This window comes from Bradyrhizobium sp. HKCCYLRH1034, from assembly GCF_051168375.1.
In the GTDB taxonomy this organism is placed as follows: Bacteria; Pseudomonadota; Alphaproteobacteria; order Rhizobiales; family Xanthobacteraceae; genus Bradyrhizobium.
On the sequence record NZ_JBNPUW010000020.1, the window covers coordinates 1 to 20,484 of the forward strand.

At 66.3% G+C, this 20,484-nt stretch carries 20 protein-coding genes; 13 read left to right on the top strand and 7 right to left on the bottom strand.

The features are described 5' to 3' along the window. The 7 genes from ACQR0W_RS31660 to ACQR0W_RS31690 form a co-directional block, all read left to right on the top strand. A partial coding sequence (locus tag ACQR0W_RS31660; RefSeq protein ID WP_434840571.1) for a chemotaxis protein CheW occupies positions 1–189 on the top strand: 189 nt, incomplete at its 5' end. Positions 190–257: 68 nt separating this feature from the next. Continuing rightward, positions 258–623, top strand: coding sequence for a response regulator (locus ACQR0W_RS31665; RefSeq protein WP_006613312.1), 366 nt, complete (start codon positions 258–260; stop codon positions 621–623). Positions 624–697: 74 nt separating this feature from the next. Beyond that, entirely contained in the window at positions 698–1,894 is a 1,197-nt protein-coding gene (locus ACQR0W_RS31670; protein WP_316186697.1) for a protein-glutamate methylesterase/protein-glutamine glutaminase, read from the top strand. Further along, positions 1,891–2,760: a CheR family methyltransferase gene (locus ACQR0W_RS31675; RefSeq protein ID WP_316186698.1), complete on the top strand. Its 870-nt coding sequence runs from the start codon at positions 1,891–1,893 to the stop codon at positions 2,758–2,760. The genes ACQR0W_RS31670 and ACQR0W_RS31675 overlap by 4 nt, the downstream gene beginning before the upstream one ends. 223 nt (positions 2,761–2,983) lie before the next feature. Next, positions 2,984–4,738, top strand: a complete 1,755-nt coding sequence (kaiC, locus tag ACQR0W_RS31680; protein ID WP_316186699.1) for a circadian clock protein KaiC — start codon at positions 2,984–2,986, stop codon at positions 4,736–4,738. Further along, the gene (locus tag ACQR0W_RS31685; protein WP_012046401.1) at positions 4,735–5,031 is read left to right on the top strand and encodes a circadian clock KaiB family protein; all 297 of its coding nucleotides are present in this window, start codon (positions 4,735–4,737) and stop codon (positions 5,029–5,031) included. The genes kaiC and ACQR0W_RS31685 overlap by 4 nt, the downstream gene beginning before the upstream one ends. An 11-nt stretch (positions 5,032–5,042) precedes the next feature. Next, on the top strand, positions 5,043–6,530 hold the full coding sequence (locus ACQR0W_RS31690) for an HWE histidine kinase domain-containing protein (RefSeq protein WP_316186700.1): 1,488 nt from the start codon (positions 5,043–5,045) through the stop codon (positions 6,528–6,530). A gap of 13 nt (positions 6,531–6,543) precedes the next feature. On the opposite strand, the gene ACQR0W_RS31695 is transcribed toward ACQR0W_RS31690, so the two are convergent. The 6 genes from ACQR0W_RS31695 to ACQR0W_RS31720 form a co-directional block, all read right to left on the bottom strand. Continuing rightward, positions 6,544–7,665 carry a DUF2252 family protein gene (locus ACQR0W_RS31695; RefSeq protein ID WP_316186701.1) on the bottom strand — a complete coding sequence of 374 codons (1,122 nt, stop codon included), beginning with the start codon at positions 7,663–7,665 and terminating at the stop codon, positions 6,544–6,546. Between the two features lie 36 nt (positions 7,666–7,701). Then, positions 7,702–8,094, bottom strand: coding sequence for a hypothetical protein (locus tag ACQR0W_RS31700; RefSeq protein WP_315714020.1), 393 nt, complete (start codon positions 8,092–8,094; stop codon positions 7,702–7,704). 117 nt (positions 8,095–8,211) lie between these two features. Next, complete coding sequence (locus ACQR0W_RS31705; protein ID WP_316186702.1) at positions 8,212–9,375, bottom strand: glutathionylspermidine synthase family protein; 1,164 nt, start codon at positions 9,373–9,375, stop codon at positions 8,212–8,214. A gap of 339 nt (positions 9,376–9,714) precedes the next feature. Continuing rightward, complete coding sequence (locus ACQR0W_RS31710; RefSeq protein ID WP_316186703.1) at positions 9,715–10,110, bottom strand: hypothetical protein; 396 nt, start codon at positions 10,108–10,110, stop codon at positions 9,715–9,717. Positions 10,111–10,112: 2 nt separating this feature from the next. Next, the gene (locus ACQR0W_RS31715) at positions 10,113–10,517 is read right to left on the bottom strand and encodes a DUF350 domain-containing protein (RefSeq protein WP_316186704.1); all 405 of its coding nucleotides are present in this window, start codon (positions 10,515–10,517) and stop codon (positions 10,113–10,115) included. Positions 10,518–10,586: 69 nt separating this feature from the next. After that, complete coding sequence (locus ACQR0W_RS31720) at positions 10,587–11,342, bottom strand: GntR family transcriptional regulator (protein WP_316186705.1); 756 nt, start codon at positions 11,340–11,342, stop codon at positions 10,587–10,589. Positions 11,343–11,546: 204 nt separating this feature from the next. Here ACQR0W_RS31720 and ACQR0W_RS31725 point away from each other — a divergent pair, with 204 nt between their 5' ends. From ACQR0W_RS31725 to ACQR0W_RS31750, 6 genes are all read left to right on the top strand, one after another. After that, positions 11,547–12,548: an ABC transporter substrate-binding protein gene (locus ACQR0W_RS31725; protein ID WP_316169628.1), complete on the top strand. Its 1,002-nt coding sequence runs from the start codon at positions 11,547–11,549 to the stop codon at positions 12,546–12,548. A gap of 1 nt (position 12,549) precedes the next feature. Beyond that, positions 12,550–13,359 (top strand): ABC transporter permease, encoded by an 810-nt coding sequence (locus ACQR0W_RS31730; RefSeq protein ID WP_315767806.1) that lies wholly within the window; start codon positions 12,550–12,552, stop codon positions 13,357–13,359. A 2-nt stretch (positions 13,360–13,361) separates the two neighbouring features. Next, positions 13,362–14,138: an ABC transporter ATP-binding protein gene (locus tag ACQR0W_RS31735; RefSeq protein ID WP_316169362.1), complete on the top strand. Its 777-nt coding sequence runs from the start codon at positions 13,362–13,364 to the stop codon at positions 14,136–14,138. Positions 14,139–14,376: 238 nt separating this feature from the next. Next, positions 14,377–15,105 (top strand): maleate cis-trans isomerase family protein, encoded by a 729-nt coding sequence (locus ACQR0W_RS31740; protein WP_316169361.1) that lies wholly within the window; start codon positions 14,377–14,379, stop codon positions 15,103–15,105. Beyond that, positions 15,056–16,534: a dihydropyrimidinase gene (gene hydA, locus ACQR0W_RS31745; protein ID WP_315752687.1), complete on the top strand. Its 1,479-nt coding sequence runs from the start codon at positions 15,056–15,058 to the stop codon at positions 16,532–16,534. Before ACQR0W_RS31740 ends, hydA begins: the two co-directional genes overlap by 50 nt. A 596-nt stretch (positions 16,535–17,130) precedes the next feature. After that, positions 17,131–19,278: a phospholipase D-like domain-containing protein gene (locus tag ACQR0W_RS31750; protein ID WP_316169360.1), complete on the top strand. Its 2,148-nt coding sequence runs from the start codon at positions 17,131–17,133 to the stop codon at positions 19,276–19,278. A gap of 199 nt (positions 19,279–19,477) precedes the next feature. Here ACQR0W_RS31750 and ACQR0W_RS31755 read toward each other — a convergent pair whose 3' ends face one another. After that, positions 19,478–20,479: an SDR family NAD(P)-dependent oxidoreductase gene (locus tag ACQR0W_RS31755; protein ID WP_315752689.1), complete on the bottom strand. Its 1,002-nt coding sequence runs from the start codon at positions 20,477–20,479 to the stop codon at positions 19,478–19,480. Between the last annotated feature and the right edge of the window lie 5 nt (positions 20,480–20,484).

Genomic DNA, 20,484 nt, shown 5'->3' on the forward strand with positions numbered 1-20,484 from the left:
GGTCTCCTGATCGACCAGATCGGCGAGGTGCTGCGGCTGCCCGAGGAGGGCCGGGAGGAGAACCCCGTCAATCTCGACCCGCGCATGGCGAAGCTTGCCGGCGGCGTGCACCGCCTCGACGGCCAGCTGATGGTCATTCTCGACGTCGATCGCGTGCTCGAGCTCGCCGCCGACAAGATGGCGGCCTGAACACTGCAACGTGCGGGCAGCGGCGCATCATGCGTCGTTGCATTGGATCCTGATCTCGTGAGGCTGATATGAGAACGTGTCTGGTAGTTGACGATTCCAGCGTCATTCGAAAGGTGGCGCGACGGATTCTGGAAGGTCTGGATTTCCAGATCGTGGAAGCGGAGGACGGCGAGCAGGCGCTGGAGATCTGCAAGCGGGGCCTCCCGGATGCGGTGCTGCTCGACTGGAACATGCCCGTCATGGACGGCTACGAGTTCCTCGGCAATCTCCGGCGCATGCCCGGCGGCGACGCGCCGAAGGTGGTGTTCTGCACGACCGAGAACGATGTCGCGCACATCGCGCGCGCGCTGCACGCCGGCGCCAACGAGTACATCATGAAGCCCTTCGACAAGGACATCGTGACGGCGAAGTTTCAGGAAGTCGGGCTGATCTGATCTCTGTCGCGTGCGTCGGTCCCGTGGTCGTCCGGGCTTGCCGTCACCCCGTGCCTCTGTCCTGTTGGTGAACTATGAGCGTCGCGTTGGCCAGTTCTTCGATCCCAAGTTCGACCAGGCAGGAACCTCTCCGCGTGATGGTCGTGGACGATTCCGTGGTCATTCGCGGCATGATCTCGCGCTGGATCGCGTCTGAGCCCGACATGGTCGTGGCGGCGTCGCTGCGCACGGGCCTCGAAGCCGTGAACCAGATCGATCGCGTCAATCCCGATGTCGCCGTGCTCGACATCGAGATGCCCGAGCTCGACGGCATCGCCGCCCTGCCGAAGCTGCTTGCCAAGAAGAAGAACCTCGCCGTCATCATGGCGTCGACGCTGACCCGCCGCAACGCGGAGATCAGCTTCAAGGCGCTGTCGCTCGGCGCGGCCGACTACATTCCGAAACCCGAGAGCACGCGCGAGGCCTCGGCGGCCGACAATTTCCACTACGATTTGATTCAGAAGATCCGCAATCTCGGCGCCAAGGCGCGCCGCGCCGCTCCCGCTCCCGCTCCGCATGCGCCGGCCGCCTCGCCGATCGTCCCGCAAGTCCAGGGGCTCCGGCCTGCGTCAACGGCGCGGCCGATGGTCGCTCCCGTGGCGCCCGCCGCGCCGACCCAGCTGGCGCGCCGCTCCTTCAGCACGCAGATGCCGAAGGTGCTGCTGATCGGATCGTCGACCGGCGGCCCGCAGGCGCTGATGTCGCTGGTGACCGAGCTCGGTCCCGTGATCGACCGCTTTCCGGTGCTGATCACCCAGCATATGCCGCCGACCTTCACCACCATCCTCGCCGAGCATCTGGCGCGCTCGAGCCGCAGGCCGGCCCATGAGGCCGTCGACGGTGAAGTGGTGAAGCCGGGTCAGATCTACCTTGCCCCCGGCGGCCGCCACATGCGTGTGGCGCGCCATGGCGCCGATGTGGTGATCGCGCTGGACAACGGTCCTCCGGTCAATTTCTGCAAGCCCGCCGTCGATCCCTTGTTCATGTCGGCGATCGAGGTCTGGCAGGGCTCGACCCTGGCCGTGATCCTGACCGGCATGGGATCCGACGGCATGCGCGGCGGCAAGGACATCGTCGCCGCCGGCGGCAGCGTGATCGCGCAGGACGAGGCGACCAGCGTGGTCTGGGGCATGCCGGGCGCAGCAGCCAATGCCGGCATCTGCGCGGCCGTCCTTCCCTTGAATCAGATTGGACCGAAGCTGGTTCGTCTGTTTGCTGGAGACCGTTCGTGACACCCCTGGACTATGAGTTCTTGCGTAAGGTCCTGAAGGATCGCTCCGGCCTCGATCTGTCGGCCGATAAGCAGTACCTGGTCGAGAGCCGGTTGCTGCCGCTGGCCCGCCGCTCCAACCTGCCGGGAATCACGGAGCTGGTGCAGAAGATCAAGAGCGGCTCGGAGCAGCTCACGACGCAGGTGGTCGAGGCGATGACCACCAACGAGACGTTCTTCTTTCGCGACAAGATTCCGTTCGATCATCTCCGTGAGGGCATCCTGCCGGCGCTGATCCAGTCGCGCGCCAATCGTCGTTCCCTGCGCATCTGGTCGGCCGCCTGCTCGACCGGACAGGAGCCGTATTCGATCGCGATGTGCCTGCGGGAGCATGGCGCGGCGCTGGCCGGCTGGCGCATCGAGATCATCGCCACCGACCTGTCGCAGGAGGTGCTGGAGAAATCGAAGGCCGGCCTCTACAGCCAGTTCGAGGTGCAGCGTGGATTGCCGATCCAGCTGCTGGTGAAATATTTCACGCAGCTCGGCGAACTCTGGCAGCTCAGCGCCGACATTCGCGGCATGGTCCAGCATCGCCAGCTCAATCTGCTGCAGGACTTCTCGCATCTCGGCAAGTTCGACATCATCTTCTGCCGCAACGTGCTGATCTATTTCGATCAGGAGACCAAGGCCTCGATCTTCGAGCGAATGGCCAAGGTGATGGAGCCGGACGGCACGCTGTTGCTGGGAGCCGCCGAATCGGTCGTCGGCATCACCGACGCGTTCCGGCCCAACCAGGAGCGGCGGGGTCTGTACCAGATCAATCCGGTGCGCAGCCCGCGCGGCGGCGCGGCGCTGCTGCCCGGCCTCAAGGTGGTCGCGGCGCGCTGACGCCGGCCGGAGCCGTCTGTGACCGGGGGGCGCTTCGACCGGTCGGGCGGTCGGCCGTTCCGTCCCGCGTGCGTCCGTCCCGCGCGCGCGGCCGGTCCTTTCTGCGCCCGCAGGCCTCCTTCCGAAGCAAATCTCGCCGACCCCTGGAACTTTTCGGTTCCTGACGCGTCTATTCACGCCTTGGTGTGGACTCACGCGTGTTGAATTGGTGGCGGGGGATTGGATGAAAACGAGTGTGCGTCCTCGAATCGTGACGCGGGATCTCCCTGTCATCGCCAAATCGCCGACCGGGATCGACGGCCTCGACGAGGTCACCTTCGGTGGCCTGCCGCAAGGGCGGCCGACGCTGCTGTGCGGCGCGGCCGGTTGCGGCAAGACGTTGTTTGCGATGACGTTTCTCTACAATGGCGCGGTCGCCTACGACGAGCCGGGCGTGTTCATCGCGTTCGAGGAGCAGCCCGAGGACCTGATCAAGAACGTCGGCTCGCTCAGCTACGACATCGATAGGCTGATCGAGCAGAAGAAGATCGTGGTCGACCACATCCATCTCGATCGCAACGAGATCGAGGAGGCCGGCGACTACGATCTCGACGGCCTGTTCATCCGCATCGGCTTCGCGATCGATTCGATCGGCGCCAAGCGCGTCGTGATCGATACGATCGAGACCCTGTTCGGCGGCCTCGACAACCAGGCGGTGCTGCGCTCCGAGTTGCGCCGGCTGTTCGAATGGCTGAAGAGCAAGGGCGTCACCGCCATCATCACCGGCGAGCGCGGTGATGGTACGCTGACGCGCTACGGCCTCGAGGAATACGTCGCCGACTGCGTCATCCTGCTCGACAACCGCGTGCACGATCAGCTCTCGACCCGCCGGCTGCGCGTCGTGAAGTATCGCGGCACGGCGCATGGCACCAACGAATACCCCTTCATCATCGACCAGGAAGGCATCACGGTGATGCCGATCACCTCGTCGGGACTCGCGCATGATGCGTGGACGGAACGGGTCTCCACCGGCATTGCCGATCTCGACGACATGCTCGAAGGCCAGGGCTACTACAAAGGGTCGAGCATCCTGATCTCGGGCATGGCCGGCTCGGGCAAGTCGACGGTGTCGGCACACTTTGCCAATTCGATCTGCAAGAGTGGGCAACGCTGCATCTATTTCGCGCTGGAGGAATCCCCGCAGCAGATCATCCGCAACATGAAATCGGTCGGTCTCGACCTGCAGCAATGGGTCGATCGCGGCCTGCTGCGGTTCTCGGCGCGGCGCCCCAATCTCTACGGACTGGAAACGCATCTCGCCGCCATGCATCGCGAGGTCAAGGAGTTCGATCCCGCCGCCGTCGTGGTCGATCCCATCTCGGCGCTCATGGGCGCCGGCGTTGCCGGCGACGTGCATTCGATGACGTTGCGCCTCATCGATTTCCTGAAGGCGCGCGGCGTCACGGCGCTGTTCACCAATCTCGGCGCCGGCAGCGCGGAGACGGCGACCACGGAGATGCAGATCTCGTCGCTCACCGACACCTGGCTGCTGCTCTACAATCGCGAGAGCAACGGCGAGCACAACCGCCAGCTCTATCTGCTGAAGTCGCGCGGCATGGCGCATTCCAACCAGGTCCGCGAATTCCTGATGAGTGCCGACGGCATCTCGCTGCGCGAGGTCTATGTCGGCCCGGAGGGCGTGCTCACTGGATCGGCCAGGGTGGCGCAGGAGGCGAGAGATCGCGTCGAGCGCCTGCTGCGCACGCAGGATACGGAACGACGCACGCGCGAGATCGAACGTCGCCGCCGCGACCTCGCGGCTCAGATCGAAACGCTCAAGGCTCAGCTGGCCAACGAGGAGAGCGAGATGGAGCTCATCAATCTGGAAGGCGCTGCCCGCGAGGATCAGCGCGCAGCCGCTCGCCTGGCGCAGATCGAGAGCCGCTCGTCCGGGCCTCGTCCGAGCTCCCCAGCCAACCCGCTGACATCCAGCAAATGACGGCGGCTCCGATGGAACAGGATGGCTACAATCTCCGCCTCTATGTCGCCGGTCAGACGCCGAAATCGCTGGCGGCGCTCGCCAACCTCAAGAAGCTGTGCGAGACGCATCTGCCGGGCCGCTACACGATCGAGGTGATCGACCTGATGAAGGATCCGGCCCTCGCACAACGAGATCAGATCGTCGCAATCCCGACCTTGATCCGTCAACTGCCCGAGCCCCTCAAGCGAATCATCGGCGATCTCTCCAATGCGGAGAAGGTGCTGGTTGGTCTGGACATCGCACCGAGCTGAACGGAGGACGCGTGGCATCAACAGAGGCGATGCAGGCGGGACGGCCGCGTAACGAGGCGGAGGAGACGGTCGAGGCCATTCATCGCGGCAACGTCGATGCCGTGGTGGTGCAGGGCCCGGCCGGACCCCAGGTCATCATGCTGCAGGGCGCGGACGCGCCCTATCATGTTCTGGTCGAGCGCATGAGCGACGGCGCGCTGACGCTCGATGCCGACGGCTGCATCGTCTATGTCAATTCCAGGCTGTGCGCGCTGACCGGCCTCGGCGTACAGCAATTGGTGGGACGCAGCTTTGCCTCGCTGTTTGAGGGAGCGGTGCCCGAGCAGCGCGCCGACGATGCGGCAACCGACGCTCAACTGTGCCGCGCTGACGGCGGCCAGCTGCCGGTGTCGGTGTGGATGCGCCAGATGGCGATGGGCGGCGTGGTGGCCACGCTCGTGACGCTGACCGACATGTCGATTCAGCGGCGCGCCGAGGAGGTCGCCAATGCCGAGCGCTTTGCGCGCTCGATCCTGGAGCAGGCGACCGATGCGGTCGTGGTGCTGGCGCTCGACGGCCGGATCACCCATGCGAGCTGGGTCGCCGAGCAGCTCGCGGAACGACCGCCGGTCGGCCAGTTGTTTTCTGAGGCGTTCCCGCTCGATGGGCAGAGCGCCAGCCAGCGAGGCACGTTGACGCGCTTCTCGCGCGAGAGCCTTGATCAGGCGCTGGCGACCAAGCCCTTCCATGGCGTCGAGGTCGCCTTGCGCAACGCGCAGGCGTCGGGGCGGTCGTTCCTGCTGTCCGGCGGGCCCCTGGTGAACGATCTCAAGGAGACGGTCGGCTCGATCGTGACCCTGACCGACATCACCGAACGCAAGCGCGCGGAAGAGCAGCAGACCGTGCTGGTCGCCGAGCTCAATCACCGGGTGAAGAACATCCTGGCGATCGTGCAGTCGGTGGCGGGGCAGACCTTGCGGACCTCACCGTCGCTGCCGGCCTTCAACAAGGCGTTCTCCGGGCGCATCCAGGCGGTCTCGATCGCGCATGACATCCTGACGCAGACCCGTTGGATCGGCATCGGACTGAACGAACTGCTCACCACCGTGCTGGCGCCCTATGGCATCGGCGAAGGGCGGATCGCCATCGACGGCCCTCCGGTGCTCCTGGAGGCGCGGCTGGTGCTGCCGCTTTCGATGGTGCTGCACGAGCTTGCGACCAACGCCTCCAAATATGGTGCGTTGTCCGCCTCCCACGGCCAGGTCACGATCTCCTGGCGCCTGCGCGACGATGGCCGCCGGCTGGAGCTGATCTGGCTCGAGCGCGGCGGACCGCTGATCGAAGGCGGCGGCGGGCGCGGCTTCGGCACCACGCTGATCGACCGCGTCGTCCGCTTCGATCTCGATGGCGAAGCCCTGCTCGACTTCGAGCCCGCGGGCATTCGCTGCTCGCTGACCTTTGCGCTGACCGCGGAGACGACCCCCGAGCATCTGCCGGCATCGGCCGTGCAGCCGGACTGATCGGATGCCCGCCTCAGCGCGCGATCGGAACGGAGCGTGCCGCCTTGCGGCGCCAGACGTCGTGATCCCTTTCCGTCGCCTCACGCGCGGCGCGCGCTGCTCGGCGCAGCCAGCCTGAACCGCGCTGCTTCAGGTCCGCCGCGATCCCGGCGCCGGCGCGGCGGTCGGCGGCATGGATGGAGGCGAGGTCGGTGCCCATGCCGCGCAGAAGCTCCAGCTTGAGATCGGCGCCGGCTTCCTTGCCGAGATCGATCTTGCGCGAGTCCGCGGACAGGCGTCGGACCACGTAGTCCCCGTCATTGGTTCTGTGAACGTGCAGGAATGGATCGGGCGCGCGATAGGTCCCGGTCGACAGCTCGACGAATCGGTGCGGCGGCGCCGGCTTTGGCTGCATCCTGCCCTTCGTCCTGTTCTTGGCCCAGGTCCAGGCCGAAGGGACCAGCGCCTTGGCCTCGCGGATGACGCGGCCGCCGCGCCATGTCGCGACGACGACGTAGCGCGGACGTCCGCGGCTGCCGCCGCCGGCGAAGCGATGGAAGAATGCGGCATTCTTCGCTTGCTCCGGAAGGCTGGCGGTGAGCAGCTTCCGCACCGCGGATGGAATCGCATCGGCGGCCGCGAGGCCGTTGATCTCCTCCCAGAACGCGCGGCGGCAATCATCCGAGCATTTGACGTAGGGCCTGATCCAGATCTCGTGTTCGTCGAGCAGCGCCGGCCGCGGGTGTTTGAGACCGTCGCGATAGCCTTGGAGGATCGCGTCTGCGGCGTCGCGGCTGTCGATTGCCATGTCGGGCGCGAGCTCGATGCTGGTCGTGAGCCGGACCAGATCGAAGGCGTAGGGCATCCTCGCGGCCTCGTCGAAATCGTTGACGCCCCACACCCAGCGCCCGTCGGCATCACGCCACGTGCCGAAATTCTCCAGATGAATGTCGCCGACGCACAGCGCGACCGGCGCCTCGGCCAGCTCCGGGCAGATCTCCTCGATGCGCCGCGCCCAGCGATAGTAGGTGGCGCGCAGCAGGGCGAACGGAGACTTTCGCATCCGCTGGTGCTTGGCGAGAAGGTCGTCCTCGACCACTTTGCATTGGCTGCGAAGCCAGGCCTCGTAGGCCGCGGTATCTTCGATGATGGACACGCGATGCCTCCCGATGCGCCGGGCGTGAGCGAAGCGTTATGAGTTGCGTTGACGCCGAACGAACGTGGCCTCGCACATCGCGCGCAGCGCGCGCTCGTCGAACGGCTTGGCGAGCCGGGCCAGGCTGCGGAACTCCGGCGGAAACAGCGTCGCATCGTCATAGCCGGAGGTGATGACGATCTTGAGCTCGCGCGCGATCAGCTGCGGCAGGACGGCGAAGATCTGCTCGCCGCGCAGGTTGACGTCGAGCAGCGCGCCGTCCAGGCCGCCTCGCTCGGCCTCGCGCAGCACGTCGCCAACGCGCGAGACGGGACCAACCACCTCGCAGCCGAATCCCTGCAACACCGTTTCCAGCTCGAGCGCGATCAGGCCCTCGTCCTCGGCGACCAGGATACGCAAGCCTTCGAGTTCGGGTTTGTCCGTCGCCATGCCTCGTCCCGGTCATGTCCCGGTCATGCGCGCCCATCGCGCAGGGAGTTCACCCTCGGTCTATCTAATCCTCTCGACCGGCGTGTCGAGGCGTTTTCGTCGGCGGTCGTTAATATCCTACAGGATTGCGTGCGGCAAAAAGCGCGAGCGGTTGCCCGTGATCGGGCTCGTGTCTTCGCGGATCGACAGGCCGCAGGGCTGATGGTCGACGAGCCAGCTGCCGATCACCGGGAACACACCGCCGAAATCCGGCAGCGGCGCCGGCGCCTGGCGGATGAAGCCTTCGGCGCCGTAGGGACCCTCCTGCGTAGAGACGGCGACGCCGTCGGACACCAGGCTGACATTGGCGCCCTCGCGCGAGTAGATCGGCTTGCGCACGAAGCTCGGGCCGAGGCCGGCGGCCTTCGGATCGTCCTCGAAATAGGCCGGCAGCAGGTTCGGATGGCCTTCGTGCATCTGCCAGAGCAGCGGCAGGATGCCCTTGTTGGACAGGATGGCCTTCCACGGCGGCTCGATCCATTGCGTCGGCGCCTGCGCGAGCTTGACGCCGAACGCATCGCGAAACATCCATTCCCAGGGGTACAACTTGAAGGCGAGCGCGATGTCGCCGTTCTCGAGATCGACGAAGCCGCCGCCGCTCTCGCGCCAGCCGATGTCGGCGACGTCAAGGATGGTTGTCGACAGGCCCGCTTGGGCTGCCGTGTCGGCCAGATAGGCCAGGGTCGTGGCGTCCTCGGCGTTGGCGGTCAGCCCGGCCAGATGCACGCGGCGCCGCTTGCCGAGGGCGCGCCAGCGTTCGATCAGGCGCTCATGGATCGAGTTGTACTGGTCCGCGCGCCCCGGCAGGATGCGGCGCTCGATCGCTTGCTCGAGCCACGTCCATTGGAAGACGGCGGCCTCGAAGATCGACGTCGGCGTGTCGGCGTTGTATTCGAGCAGCTTCGCTGGCGTACGGCCGCCCTGATAGCTGAGGTCGAACCGCCCATAGAGGCTGCCGTCCCTCCGGCGCCAGCTCTCCGCCAGCAGCGGCCAGACCGCTTGCGGGATCTTCAGCCGGCGCAGCAGCGCCTCGTCGCCGACGACGCGCGCGACCAGCGCGAGGCACATCTGCTCGAGCTCGGCCGTCGGCTCCTCGATGCCGAGCTCGATCTCGGCGATCGTGAATGCGTAGTAGGCGCGCTCGTCCCAATAGCGCTCGCCGTCGAGTTCGTAGAAGTCGAATCCGCATCGTGCCGCGGTCTCGCGCCAGTCGTCACGTTCGGGACAGGGGATGCGCTGCATCGGCGTCAGCCCAAGGCAGCAGCGAACAAGCCGTGCCCGTGGCAACAGGGCGCAGCACGACCGCGGCCGCCATCAATGATGCGGCCATGATCACGTCCGCGCGGTCCCGGCGCCATCCCGCGCCGGCGACCACGCGATCGCCTGCCAGCAGATTGCTGCGAGGCGGCGGCGGTCGCCGCAGCCCTCATCGTCGCCGGCACCATCAGGTGCCGACATTGCATCGGATCGCTTCCGATCAGTAGGTAGGCCAGTTTTTTATGATTTTGAGTCTGTGTCAAAGATCCGAATCCGAGATAACAGCATGAACGCGGTGTTTTCACGGCGCCGGCGCGACGAAAATCAGCCGCCGCCTCCGAAGCCGTGTCCGAACGAGCCGAAGCCGCCGCGCGAGACATGTGCGGAGGAGGCCTCGGCAACATGGCTCGAGCCGCTGCTTCTGGAATCGCTGTCGCCGCTGGAAAATCCCCAGCGGCCGGAGCCGCTGCCGCCGCCACCACCGCCGCTCGAGCGGCGCGTCGTGCATTCGCCCGTCTGCGGCTGGCCGGCGATGGTCGGCGTCTCGGCGCCTGGCTGCGGGCAGCTCTGCTGCCGCGGCATCAGCGCATAGGCAGTGCTGCCGACGGCGAGCGTGCCCATCAAGAGCAGCGCGACATGGCCGGAGCGCTTCACCGGCGGCGTCGCGGGCGGGGGCGGCATCGGCCGGCGCTTGCCGAATTCGCGGCGTTTCTCGGCCATGGTCAGATGATCATCGAGGCGGCGTTCAGCGCGCCGGCGGAGAGCGACGCAAGGCCGAGCCAGATCGCCGAAGCGAGCTCGCCGGCGACGATGCGCTGGGCGAGATCCGGCACCGGAATGCGGACGAGGTAATAGACGATCACCTGGACGATCAGCGCGACCAGCGCCCAGATCAGGCAGTCCAGCACGTTGGCGGAATGGGCGATGGCGCTGACCAGCGGCAGGGTGAAGCCGAGCAGGCTGAGGCCGAGCGCGATCGCGGCCGAGGGGTGATTGTCCCGGATCAGCTGGAATTCATTGTAGGGCGTGACGCGGGTGTAGACGAACAGGTAGGCCGTCACCGCGGACAGCGCGGTACAGAAGTACACCAGAAAGGCCGGCAGGCCGGCGAGCGATTGCAGGATCATGATCAGGCCAAGCGTGTGGAGCTCTCATCTGTCGCGATGCCAGCATGCCCGGTTCGACGTGAACAAAGTCTATCCGCCCTTCGCCAGATCCCGCCTGGCCTGGTCCAGCATCTGCAGCACCGAATCCCCGGTCTTGCGGGTGTGCTCGGAGAGCGCCTGCGCGAAGCCGTCGCCGTCTCGGGCCCGCAGCAACGCCATGAAGGCCTCGTGCTCCCGGATCGACTCGTCCCAGCGCCGCGCATCGTAATTGGCCACGGCGCGGGCGCGGAAGACGCTCGCGTGCAGCGTGCCCCACATGCTGAGCAGCACGGCGTTGCCGGCGAGCTTGGTGATCTCGGCATGGATCTGCTGGTTGAGCCGGAAATAGGCGGCGCGCTCGGCGGCATGATGCAGCGCCACCAGCTCGGCATGCATGGCGTCGAGCCTGGCAAGGTCGTCCGCCGTCGCACGCGCGGCCGCGGCGCGGCCCGCGGCGGCATCGAGCGACACCATCACGTCGAAGATCTCGGCGATCTCGCGGGCGTCGATCGGCGTCACCACGGGCGTGCGATGCGGCCGCAGCTCGATGAGGCCCTCGGCGGCGAGGATCTTGAAGGCCTCGCGCAGCGGCGTGCGTGACACGCCGAAAGTCTCGCATAGCATGCGCTCGGGCAAGGCAGCGCCGGCGGCGAGCTCGCCGTCCACGATCATCTCGCGCACCCTGGCGACGACCTGATCGTGCAGCGACAGCCGCTCGAGCGGCCGCTTGGAGTGGTCGGACGACAGCTTCAGCCGCGCCGGCTTGAAGCGCGTCTTCAGTCTGGGCCGGGGTGCTGGTGGGGTCATGTGGGCGCGGCTGCTCCGCTGCGAGATGCCTGAAATTCGGGCGATGCGCCCGCGGATCAGGCAGGTCCTTCAAGATTTGATAGTCATTAAATACTGATTTTATTGTATAAAAGCAACATTGCATATCGCATCCAGTTGGCATGTCGCTTGCTGATGAGAGCACAAGCCATGAGAGACAAGCCCGTGGATCGACCTGCCCTGGAGATGGATGTGAAACGTTTCGTGCTGCTCATTCTCGCCCTGCTCGCGCTGCCCTCGCTCAGCTTCGCCGACGACGCCGCCAAGATCAAACTCGGCTACGCCAAATGCGCGCATTGCACGCCGATGTCGCTGACGCCGCAGTTCGCCGAAGGCGTCGCGATCGATGCCGTCAGCTTCAACACCGGCACGGACGCGCTGACCGCGCTGGTCTCGAAGAACATCGACGTCGCGCAGGTGACCTATCTGCATTACGCCATCGCGCTCGACAAAGGCTTCGACGTGGTCGCGATCTCCGGCCAGGTCAATGGCGGCTCGGCGATCCTGCTCGGCAACGATCTCGAGGTCGCGCCGGGCGATTGGAGCGCGCTGAAGGCGCTCATCGCCAAATACAAGGCCGACGGAAAGCCGTTCCGCGTCGCCGCCTCGCGCGGCAATGCGCAGGACATCCACATGCGCGGCGCCTTCGCCAAGCAGGGCATCGACATCAACAAGGACGTGCAGTTCGTCAACATCCCCAATCCGTCCGACCATCTGCAGGCGCTGCGCCGCGGCGAGGTCGAGCTGATCTGCACCGTCGAGCCGTTCGCGACCCAGATCATGCAGGCCAAGGCGGCGAAGTTCTTCGGTTTCCCCTATGATCAGGCCGCCGGCAAGCTGACCAACCTGATCCTGACCCGCTCCGACGTCATCGCGTCGAACCCGAAGGCGCTGGAGGGCGTGGTGCGCGCGGTCGTCAAGGTCGATGCGCACATCGCCGCCGACAAGCCGGCGCTGATCGAGGTCATCTCCAAGATCACCGGCCTCGACAAGGCGATCGCGACCGGCGCGGTCGAGAATCTCGATCCCGACCCGAAGATGTACCGCGCCTCGGCGCTCGCCATCGCCGCGATGATGCGCGACCTGAAATACATCAACTCGGACGTCACGGCCGCCGTCGAGAAGAACCTCGACTACCGCTTCCTGGAAGCGGCCACGGGCAAGCCGAAGACCGAGCTCGGCTACTGAGATGACGGCGCTCGCCCAGCTCAGGAAGCTCGACCGCTATGTCGTGCCGGTGCTCGTGCTCGCCGGCTGGGAGGCGTTCTCGCGCTCCGGCGCGCTGCCGGCAGCGCTGCTGCCGGCGCCGTCGACGGTCGTGTGGGCGTGGGCGGACTGGCTGGTCGGCACCGACGGCAACACCCAGACCTACAGCGGCCATTGGCTCGCCGACATGCTGGCGAGCCTGTCGCGCGTTGCCGCAGGCTTTGCGATTGCCACCGTGCTCGGCGTCTCGCTCGGGGTCGCCATCGGGTGGTCGCGCAAGATAGAGATCGTGATCGAGCCGACGCTTCAGATGCTGCGGCCGATCCCGCCGGTGTCGTGGATCCCGCTCGCCATCATCTGGTTCGGCATCGCCAACAAGCCGGCGATCTTCCTGGTGTTCCTCGGCGCGTTCTTTCCGATCCTGCTCAACACCATCCACGGCGTGAAGACCTGCGATCGCAATCTGATCCGCGCCGGCGCCATGGTCGGCGGCAGCGAGCGCAAGCTGCTGCGCTACATCGTCGTGCCCGCGGCGATGCCGAGCATCTTTGCAGGGCTTCGCATCGGCATCGGCTCGGCGTGGATGCTGACGGTGACGGCCGAAATGGTCGCGGTGAAGAGCGGGCTCGGCTACGTGCTGTGGGATTCCTACTACTTCCTGCGCTACGATCTGGTGCTGGCGGCGATGGCGAGCATCGGCCTGCTCGGCTTCTGCAGCGATCTCGCCATTCGCTTCGTGATGGCGCGCGTGCTGCACTGGCAGCGCAACACCACGCTTCGTGGCGGAGAATGACGATGGCCACGATCGAGATCTCCGGCGTCTCCAAAATCTTCACCGACAAGAAGCGCAACGCCGACGTCACCGCGCTCGCCGACATCAATCTGTCCATTGCCCGCAACGAACTCGTCTGCCTGCTCGGTCCCTCCGGCTGCGGCAAGTCGACATTGCTCAACATGATTGCCGGCTTCGAGAAGCCGAGCGCCGGCAATATCGCCGTCGACGGCCGGTCGGTGACCGCGCCCGGCGCCGATCGCGGCGTCGTGTTCCAGCATGCCAATCTGATGCCGTGGCTGCCGGTGTGGGAGAACGTCGCCTTCCATCTCCTGCTCGGCGGCGGGCAGAAGGCCGAGCGCCGGGCGCGGGCGCAGGTCTATATCGACATGGTCGGCCTGAGCGGCTTCGAGAACCACTATCCGTCCGAGCTGTCGGGCGGCATGAACCAGCGCGTCGGCATCGCCCGGGCGCTGCTGATGAATCCGCAGGTGATCCTGATGGACGAGCCGTTCGGCGCGCTCGACGAGCAGACCCGCATGGACATGCAGACCGAGCTGGTGCGCATCTGGCAGCAGCACCAGGGCACGATCGTGTTCGTCACCCATGGCATCGACGAGGCGCTGACCTTGGGCACGCATGTTGCGGTGATGAGCGCACGGCCGGGGCGCATCGTCGAGATCATCCCGATCGATCTGCCGCGGCCGCGTGATATCACGTCACCGCAGTTCAATGAGTTGAAGCGGCATATCCTGGCGTTGTTGCGTGGCGAGCGGGCGGAGCAGGGGGCGAGTGCATGATTGCTGCTCAATCGCGCCCGCCCAAGCGCTGCATGTTCAGGTCCAGCCCTCGCCACAACGGCAGTGCGCCCCCTCTCCCGCTTGCGGGGGAGGGCTGGGGTGGGGGCGCCGCACGGCGCGCTGCCCGAGCGGATAGAGTTCCCCCACCCGGATCGCATCTGCGATGCGATCCGGCCTCCCCCGCAAGCGGGGGAGGCTCTCCCGCTCGCCATCCGCGATCGAACGAGGTCGTTCACCCATGACCAAACGCACGCTGCTCGGCATGCTCACGCCGTCGTCCAACACCGCGCTGGAGCCGATCACCTCGGCGATGGTCGCGAGCCTGCCCAACGTCTCCGCGCATTTCTCGCGCTTCAAGGTCACCGAGATCGCGCTCTCGTCCGACGCGCTCGCGCAGTTCGACATTTCCAACATCCTGCGCGCCGCCGAGCTGCTGGCGCATGCCAAGGTCGACGTCATCGGCTGGAACGGCACCTCGTCGGGCTGGCTCGGCTTCGAGGCCGACGTGAAACTGTGCGAGCATATCACCGCAGCCACCGGCATCCCTGCGACCACCTCGATGCTGGCGCTGAACGAGATCCTGGCGGCGGCGAAGGTCACCTCGCTTGGCCTCGTCACGCCCTACCGCGACGACGTCCAGGCGCGCATCATCGCCAACTACGACAGGCTCGGCATCGCCTGCCGCGGCGACCGGCACCTCAACCTGCAGGACAATTTCTCCTTCGCGGAAGTGACGCCGTCCGAGATCGAGACCATGATCCGCGAGGTCGCGCGCGAGAAGCCGGATGCGATCGCGGTGGTCTGCACCAACATGCGCGCCGCGCCGCTGGTCGCGCGGCTCGAGCTGGAGACCGGCATTCCCATTCTCGACACCATCGCCACCGTGGTATGGAAATCGCTGAAACTGGCAGGGGTCGATGTCAGCGGCGTCAGCGGGGGGGGATCGCTGTTTCAGAAATTCGCTTGAATCTGGACTAGGGAGAGCGCGTCACATGGCTGCCTTCGACACCGTCATCCGCAACGGCACCGTCGCCACCGCGAGCGATACGTTCAAGGCCGATGTCGCCATCAAGAGCGGCCGCATCGTCGCGATCGGCGAGGCCATCACCGATGCCGACGAGATCGTCGATGCCACGGGCCTGCTGGTGCTGCCGGGCGGCATCGACAGCCATGTCCATATCAGCCAGCCCTCCGGCCCCGGCATCGTCATGGCCGACGATTTCGAGAGCGCGACGCGCGCCGCCGCCTTCGGCGGCAACACGTTCGTCATGCCCTACTGCCTGCAGGAGAAGGGCCAGCCCTTGCGATCAGCGCTGAAGGACTATCACGCGCTCGCCGACAACGCCTGCTACGTCGATCACTCCTTCCATCTCATCATCGCCGATCCCACCGACGCCGTGCTCGGCCAGGAGCTGCCGGCGCTGGTCGCCGACGGCTATTCGTCGCTGAAGATCTTCATGACCTATGAGGGGCTCGCGCTGAACGACTACGAGATCCTCGGCGTGCTGCAGGTCGCGCGCGAGCGGGGGGCCCTGGTGCAGATCCACGCCGAGAACTACGACGCGATCCGCTTCCTCACCGATCGCCTCGAGCGTGCCGGCCACATCGCGCCGTACTATCACGGCAAGTCGCGCCCGATTCCGGTCGAGCGCGAGGCAACGCATCGCGCGATCTCGCTGGCCGAGCTGATCGACGTGCCGATCGTGATCGTCCACGTCTCCAACCGCGAGGCGATGGAGGAGATCCGCCGCGCGCAGGCTCGGGGTCTGAAGATCCATGGCGAGACCTGCCCGCAATATCTGGTGCTGACGGAGGAGGACATGCAGGGCCTCAACATGGAAGGCGCCAAATATGTCTGCTCGCCGCCGCCGCGCGACAAGGCCAGCCAGGAGGCCTGCTGGGAGGGCCTGCAGCAGGGCGTGTTCTCGCTGTTCTCCAGCGACCACTGCCCGTTCCGCTACGACGACGAGGCCGGCAAGCTGACGCCGAAGGGCCGCACCAGCTTTCGCTGGGTACCGAACGGCATCCCCGGCGTGGAGACCCGGCTGCCGATCCTGTTCTCCGAAGGCGTCAGCAAGGGCCGCATCACCCTGAACCAGTTCGTCGCCTTCACCGCCACCAACCATGCCAAGACCTACGGCCTGAAGGGCAAGGGCTCCATCGCGATCGGCTACGACGCCGACATCGCGCTGTGGGACCCGGCGAAGACCGCGAAGATCAGCCAGTCCGGCCTGCACCACGGCTCCGACTACACGCCCTATGAAGGCATCGAGATCACCGGCTGGCCGGTGGCGACCATGCTGCGCGGAAAATTCGTCGTGCGCGACGGCGAGTTGATCGGCGCCAAGGGCAGTGGCCGCTACGTCACCCGCGGCAAGCCGGGCGGCCTGGCCTGAGCGGCCTGAGCGCGCTCTCTCGACGCGTCATTGCGAGCGAAGCGAAGCAATCCAGAGTCGTGAACGGGACTCTGGATTGCTTCGTCGCTGCGCTCATCGCAATGACGAGTTGGACACAGGTGCCCACCCTCCCCTGGACGGCAGGGCGATCGCATATGACGAATGCGACAAGCGCGGCAGCGACGCCTGCCGGCTAGTTACTCCGTCATGGCCGGGCTTGTCCCGGGCATCCACGTTGCTCCCAGGGCGCCGGACGACGTGGATGGCCGGGACGAGCCCGGCCATGACGACGTGGAAACAGACGAGAGCAATCCGTAGGGGGCCATATGCGATCGCTCTGCCCGGGAGGTTGAGGCTACGCGCGTCGTCCATCCGGAAGGCTTCCTCGCCAATCCATCTCATTCACCTCATGTGTGGGTAGTCTGTCCCCCACCCCGGCTCTCCGGAGGAGGGTGAGCAGCGATCCGGTCGAGCCACTGCCCTCCCGCACCGCACCATCTTCCCTCGCGACCTCCGACTAGCCACTTCTTGTTCCGGATGTGTCGAACCCTTGTCACAACCGCACGACATATCCTTGTCAGACAAGGAGTGCCGCCATGCCCGCGCTTGCCTTTTCCAACAATGATATTGCCGTCATCGCCTGGACCTTCGATCGCCGTCTCGACGGCTGTCTCGGCTTCGCCATTCATCGCATCGATCTCGCCGATCACACCGACACCGTGCTGCCGGCGCTGGCACGGTTTGCCGGGCAGACCGCGGACAAGCTCACCACCGAGCAGGCGCCGATCCAGAAGTTCTGGTGGAAGGATCTGTTCGCCAAGCGCGGCGGCACCTACAAATATCGCATCGTGCCGATGGCCGGCACGCCCGGCCAGGCGCTGACGCCGCTCGAAGGCGTCGCGCCGCTGGAGAGCAATCCGGTCACGCTGACGCCGGAGCGGCCGCCGTTCCACGTCTATTTCAACCGCGGCATCACCGCGACCCAGGCGCTCAGCCATGCGCTGAACGACAAGCCGAGCGTGTCGGCGCTGGCCCCGCACATCCTCGATCCTGCCGATCCCATTCGCATCCGCCTGATGGGCCAGCTTCAAGACGGCCTGACCTCGCTGCTGGCGCGCGCCGATGCCGGCGGCGGCGCCATCCATGCCGCCCTCTACGAGCTGAACGATCCCGACGGCCTCGAGAAGCAGCTGCACCAGAACCCGAACAGCCGCACGGTCATCCTCGGCAACGAGCAGGGCAAGGACACCGACGACGCCGACGCCGAGAACCGCGCCGACCTCAAGTCCGCCGGCGTCACCGTGATCGACCGCATCCTCGGCAAGGGCAGCATCCCGCACAACAAGTTCATGGTGCTCACCGAGAACGGCAAGCCGAGCGCGGTGCTGTCCGGCTCGACCAACTGGACCTCGACCGGCCTGTGCACCCAGACCAACAACGCGCTGGTGGTGGAGAGCCCAGTGTTGGCGCAGCGCTATCTCGGCTATTGGAACGCGCTGAAGGCCGACGTCGACGCCGCCGCCGGCGACAAGTCGGCGCTGCAGTCGAAGACCTTGCGCGACTTCGCCCGCGCCAACAATGCCGACGCGATCCAGGCGCCGGTCGACCTGGGCCACGGCGTCACCGTCGAGCCGATGTTCTCGCCGAACACCCACGGCAAGCTCGGCAAGAATCCCGATACGTCCGGTGACATGGGCCGCGTGTTCGAGCTGATGCGATCGGCCAAGCACGCCGTGCTGTTCCTGGCCTTCGATCCCGGCAACAACTCGATCCTCGACGTCGCCGGCCGGTTGCTCAAGGACAAGCCCGATCTGTTCGTGCGGGGCGCGCTGACCAGCCCGGTGCGCGCGACGAATTTCTCCGCCGCGCTGCATTCCGGCGGCCATTCGGAGGTGCCGGCGGAGGAGGGAGCGGACGACACCGCGCCCCAGGTGACGGTGGTCGGCGAGGCCGGCAAGCCGAAGAAGCCGGGCGCCAAGGGCAGCATCGATTTCCGCGCCGTGCCGGCCGGCGCGGTGCAGGACGCGTTCGGCAAGTGGGAGAGGGAGCTCGGCAAATACGGCTTCGCCATCATCCACAGCAAGATCGTGGTGATCGATCCGTTCAGCGACGACTGCGTCGTCGTCACCGGCTCGCACAATCTCGGCTTCCGCGCCTCGCACAACAACGACGAGAACATGCTGATCATCCGCGGTCACCGCGGTCTCGCCGAGGCCTATGCCTGCCACGTCCTCGACCTCTACGACCACTACGCCTGGCGCTTCCTCTTGCAGCAGCACCCGGAGATCTTCGGCAAGCCGCTGCAATCCGACGACACCTGGCAGGACCGTTACATCAAGGGCGCGGATGAGAAGTCGCCGGAGCTGCGGTTCTGGCTGTCGGCGGCGGGTGGCGGCGGGGCGGTCGAAACGCCACCGACGCCGAAGAAGCCCGCCAAGCCAACCGGCACCACCAAGCCGGCCAAGACACCGGCTGCGACGACGAAGCCCGCGAGGCCGTCGACCAAGCCGGCCAAGAAGGCCCAAAAGAAGACCGCCGCTGCAGCCAAGACCTCGGCCGGCCGCAAGACAAGCACGACAAAGAAGGTCGCGAAGAAGGCGTCGAAAACGGCAAGCCAGCGTGCCGCCTCAGCGAAGAAGGCGAAGGCCAAGGCGACCAAGACGGCGGCCAAGCGTCCGGCGAAGAAGACCGCGACCAAGACCGCCAGGCGAGCCAAGACGAGCGCCAAGAGGAAAGGGCGCTGAGCGTTGCGCCCGCGCTGAACCGTCGCCGCGCAGACGAGGCCATGGGATCGTGATGCGAGTCCGCGGGATCGCATCATGATCTCGTCTCTTGCCCGAAGCGGATCGCGGGCACACGAGCGTTCCAGTCCTCAGAGCATGATCCAAAAAAATGGAAACCGGTTTTCCGAAAAGATCATGCTCTAGCCGTCTTGAAGCGGGCTCAGTAGGCCGTCCATCCGCCATCCGTCGCGTAGAACGCGCCGGTCAGGTTCGACGCCTCGGGCGACAGCAGGAACAGCATCACCGCGACCTGCTCCCACACGGTGGCCGGACGATGCCTGGGATCGGCATAGCTGAGGATCGAGTTTGTCTTCAGCCGTCCCATGCCGCCGTCGGCCGGCGACCGCTGCATCTTGGCCGCGACGGCCTGCGCGGCCCGCGCGATCATCGGCGTGTCCGTCGCCGCCATGTTGACCGAGTTGATGCGAATGCCGTGGGGCGCGTAGTCGACCGCGGCGTTGGCGGTCAATCCGTTGACGGCGTGCTTGCTGGCGACATAGGCCGGATTGCCGGCCAGTCCGGTCAGGCCGGCGATCGAGGCGACGTTGACGATCGCCCCGCCGCGCTTCTGCGCGACCATCTGCCGCAGCTCGGCCCGCATGGCGCGGAACACGCCGGTGGCGTTGGTGGCGAGGACATTGTCCCAATAGGCATCGGAGGCTTCGTGGATCGGCGCGAACAGCAGGTCCTTCTGCTTGTCGTAGTCGAACGCCTCGCCGGAAAATACGCCGTCCATGACGCCGGCATTGTTGATGGCAAAATCCAGTCCGCCGAATTTCTCGACCGCCCGCCTGACCATCATGTCGCAGGTGTCGCCCTTCGCGACATCGCCGACGAGAAATTCGATCGCGCCACCCTCGCGCTGGATCATGGCCGCCGTCTCGCGCGCCGTGTCCGGCAGCCAGTCGATCCCGACGATGTTGGCGCCCTCGCGCGCCGCCCGCAGCGCGGCGGCGCGGCCCATGCCGCGGGCAAATCCGGTGATGGCGATCGTCCGTGACTTGAAGCGATCCTTGATGAAGTAGTCCGGATCGATCGGGCTGATCGCGAGGTTGGCCGGGCCGACGGGCTCAGCCGCCTCAGCGCCTCCCGGAAGCAGTTGCGCCAGCGGAATCGTCACGGCCCCCGAACCCAGGCTCTGCAACATGCTGCGGCGATCCATCGACA

Excerpts from the sequence above, each read along its gene's own strand:
- ACQR0W_RS31665 (WP_006613312.1), top strand. The coding sequence starts at position 258 with ATGAGAACGTGTCTGGTAGTTGACGATTCCAGCGTCATTCGAAAGGTG.
- ACQR0W_RS31670 (WP_316186697.1), top strand. The coding sequence starts at position 698 with ATGAGCGTCGCGTTGGCCAGTTCTTCGATCCCAAGTTCGACCAGGCAG.
- kaiC (WP_316186699.1), top strand. The coding sequence starts at position 2,984 with ATGAAAACGAGTGTGCGTCCTCGAATCGTGACGCGGGATCTCCCTGTC.
- ACQR0W_RS31685 (WP_012046401.1), top strand. The coding sequence starts at position 4,735 with ATGACGGCGGCTCCGATGGAACAGGATGGCTACAATCTCCGCCTCTAT.
- ACQR0W_RS31700 (WP_315714020.1), bottom strand. The coding sequence starts at position 8,094 with ATGGCGACGGACAAACCCGAACTCGAAGGCTTGCGTATCCTGGTCGCC.
- ACQR0W_RS31705 (WP_316186702.1), bottom strand. The coding sequence starts at position 9,375 with ATGCAGCGCATCCCCTGTCCCGAACGTGACGACTGGCGCGAGACCGCG.
- ACQR0W_RS31710 (WP_316186703.1), bottom strand. The coding sequence starts at position 10,110 with ATGGCCGAGAAACGCCGCGAATTCGGCAAGCGCCGGCCGATGCCGCCC.
- ACQR0W_RS31715 (WP_316186704.1), bottom strand. The coding sequence starts at position 10,517 with ATGATCCTGCAATCGCTCGCCGGCCTGCCGGCCTTTCTGGTGTACTTC.
- ACQR0W_RS31720 (WP_316186705.1), bottom strand. The coding sequence starts at position 11,342 with ATGACCCCACCAGCACCCCGGCCCAGACTGAAGACGCGCTTCAAGCCG.
- ACQR0W_RS31725 (WP_316169628.1), top strand. The coding sequence starts at position 11,547 with ATGGATGTGAAACGTTTCGTGCTGCTCATTCTCGCCCTGCTCGCGCTG.
- ACQR0W_RS31730 (WP_315767806.1), top strand. The coding sequence starts at position 12,550 with ATGACGGCGCTCGCCCAGCTCAGGAAGCTCGACCGCTATGTCGTGCCG.
- ACQR0W_RS31735 (WP_316169362.1), top strand. The coding sequence starts at position 13,362 with ATGGCCACGATCGAGATCTCCGGCGTCTCCAAAATCTTCACCGACAAG.
- ACQR0W_RS31740 (WP_316169361.1), top strand. The coding sequence starts at position 14,377 with ATGACCAAACGCACGCTGCTCGGCATGCTCACGCCGTCGTCCAACACC.
- hydA (WP_315752687.1), top strand. The coding sequence starts at position 15,056 with ATGTCAGCGGCGTCAGCGGGGGGGGATCGCTGTTTCAGAAATTCGCTT.
- ACQR0W_RS31750 (WP_316169360.1), top strand. The coding sequence starts at position 17,131 with ATGCCCGCGCTTGCCTTTTCCAACAATGATATTGCCGTCATCGCCTGG.
- ACQR0W_RS31755 (WP_315752689.1), bottom strand. The coding sequence starts at position 20,479 with ATGGATCGCCGCAGCATGTTGCAGAGCCTGGGTTCGGGGGCCGTGACG.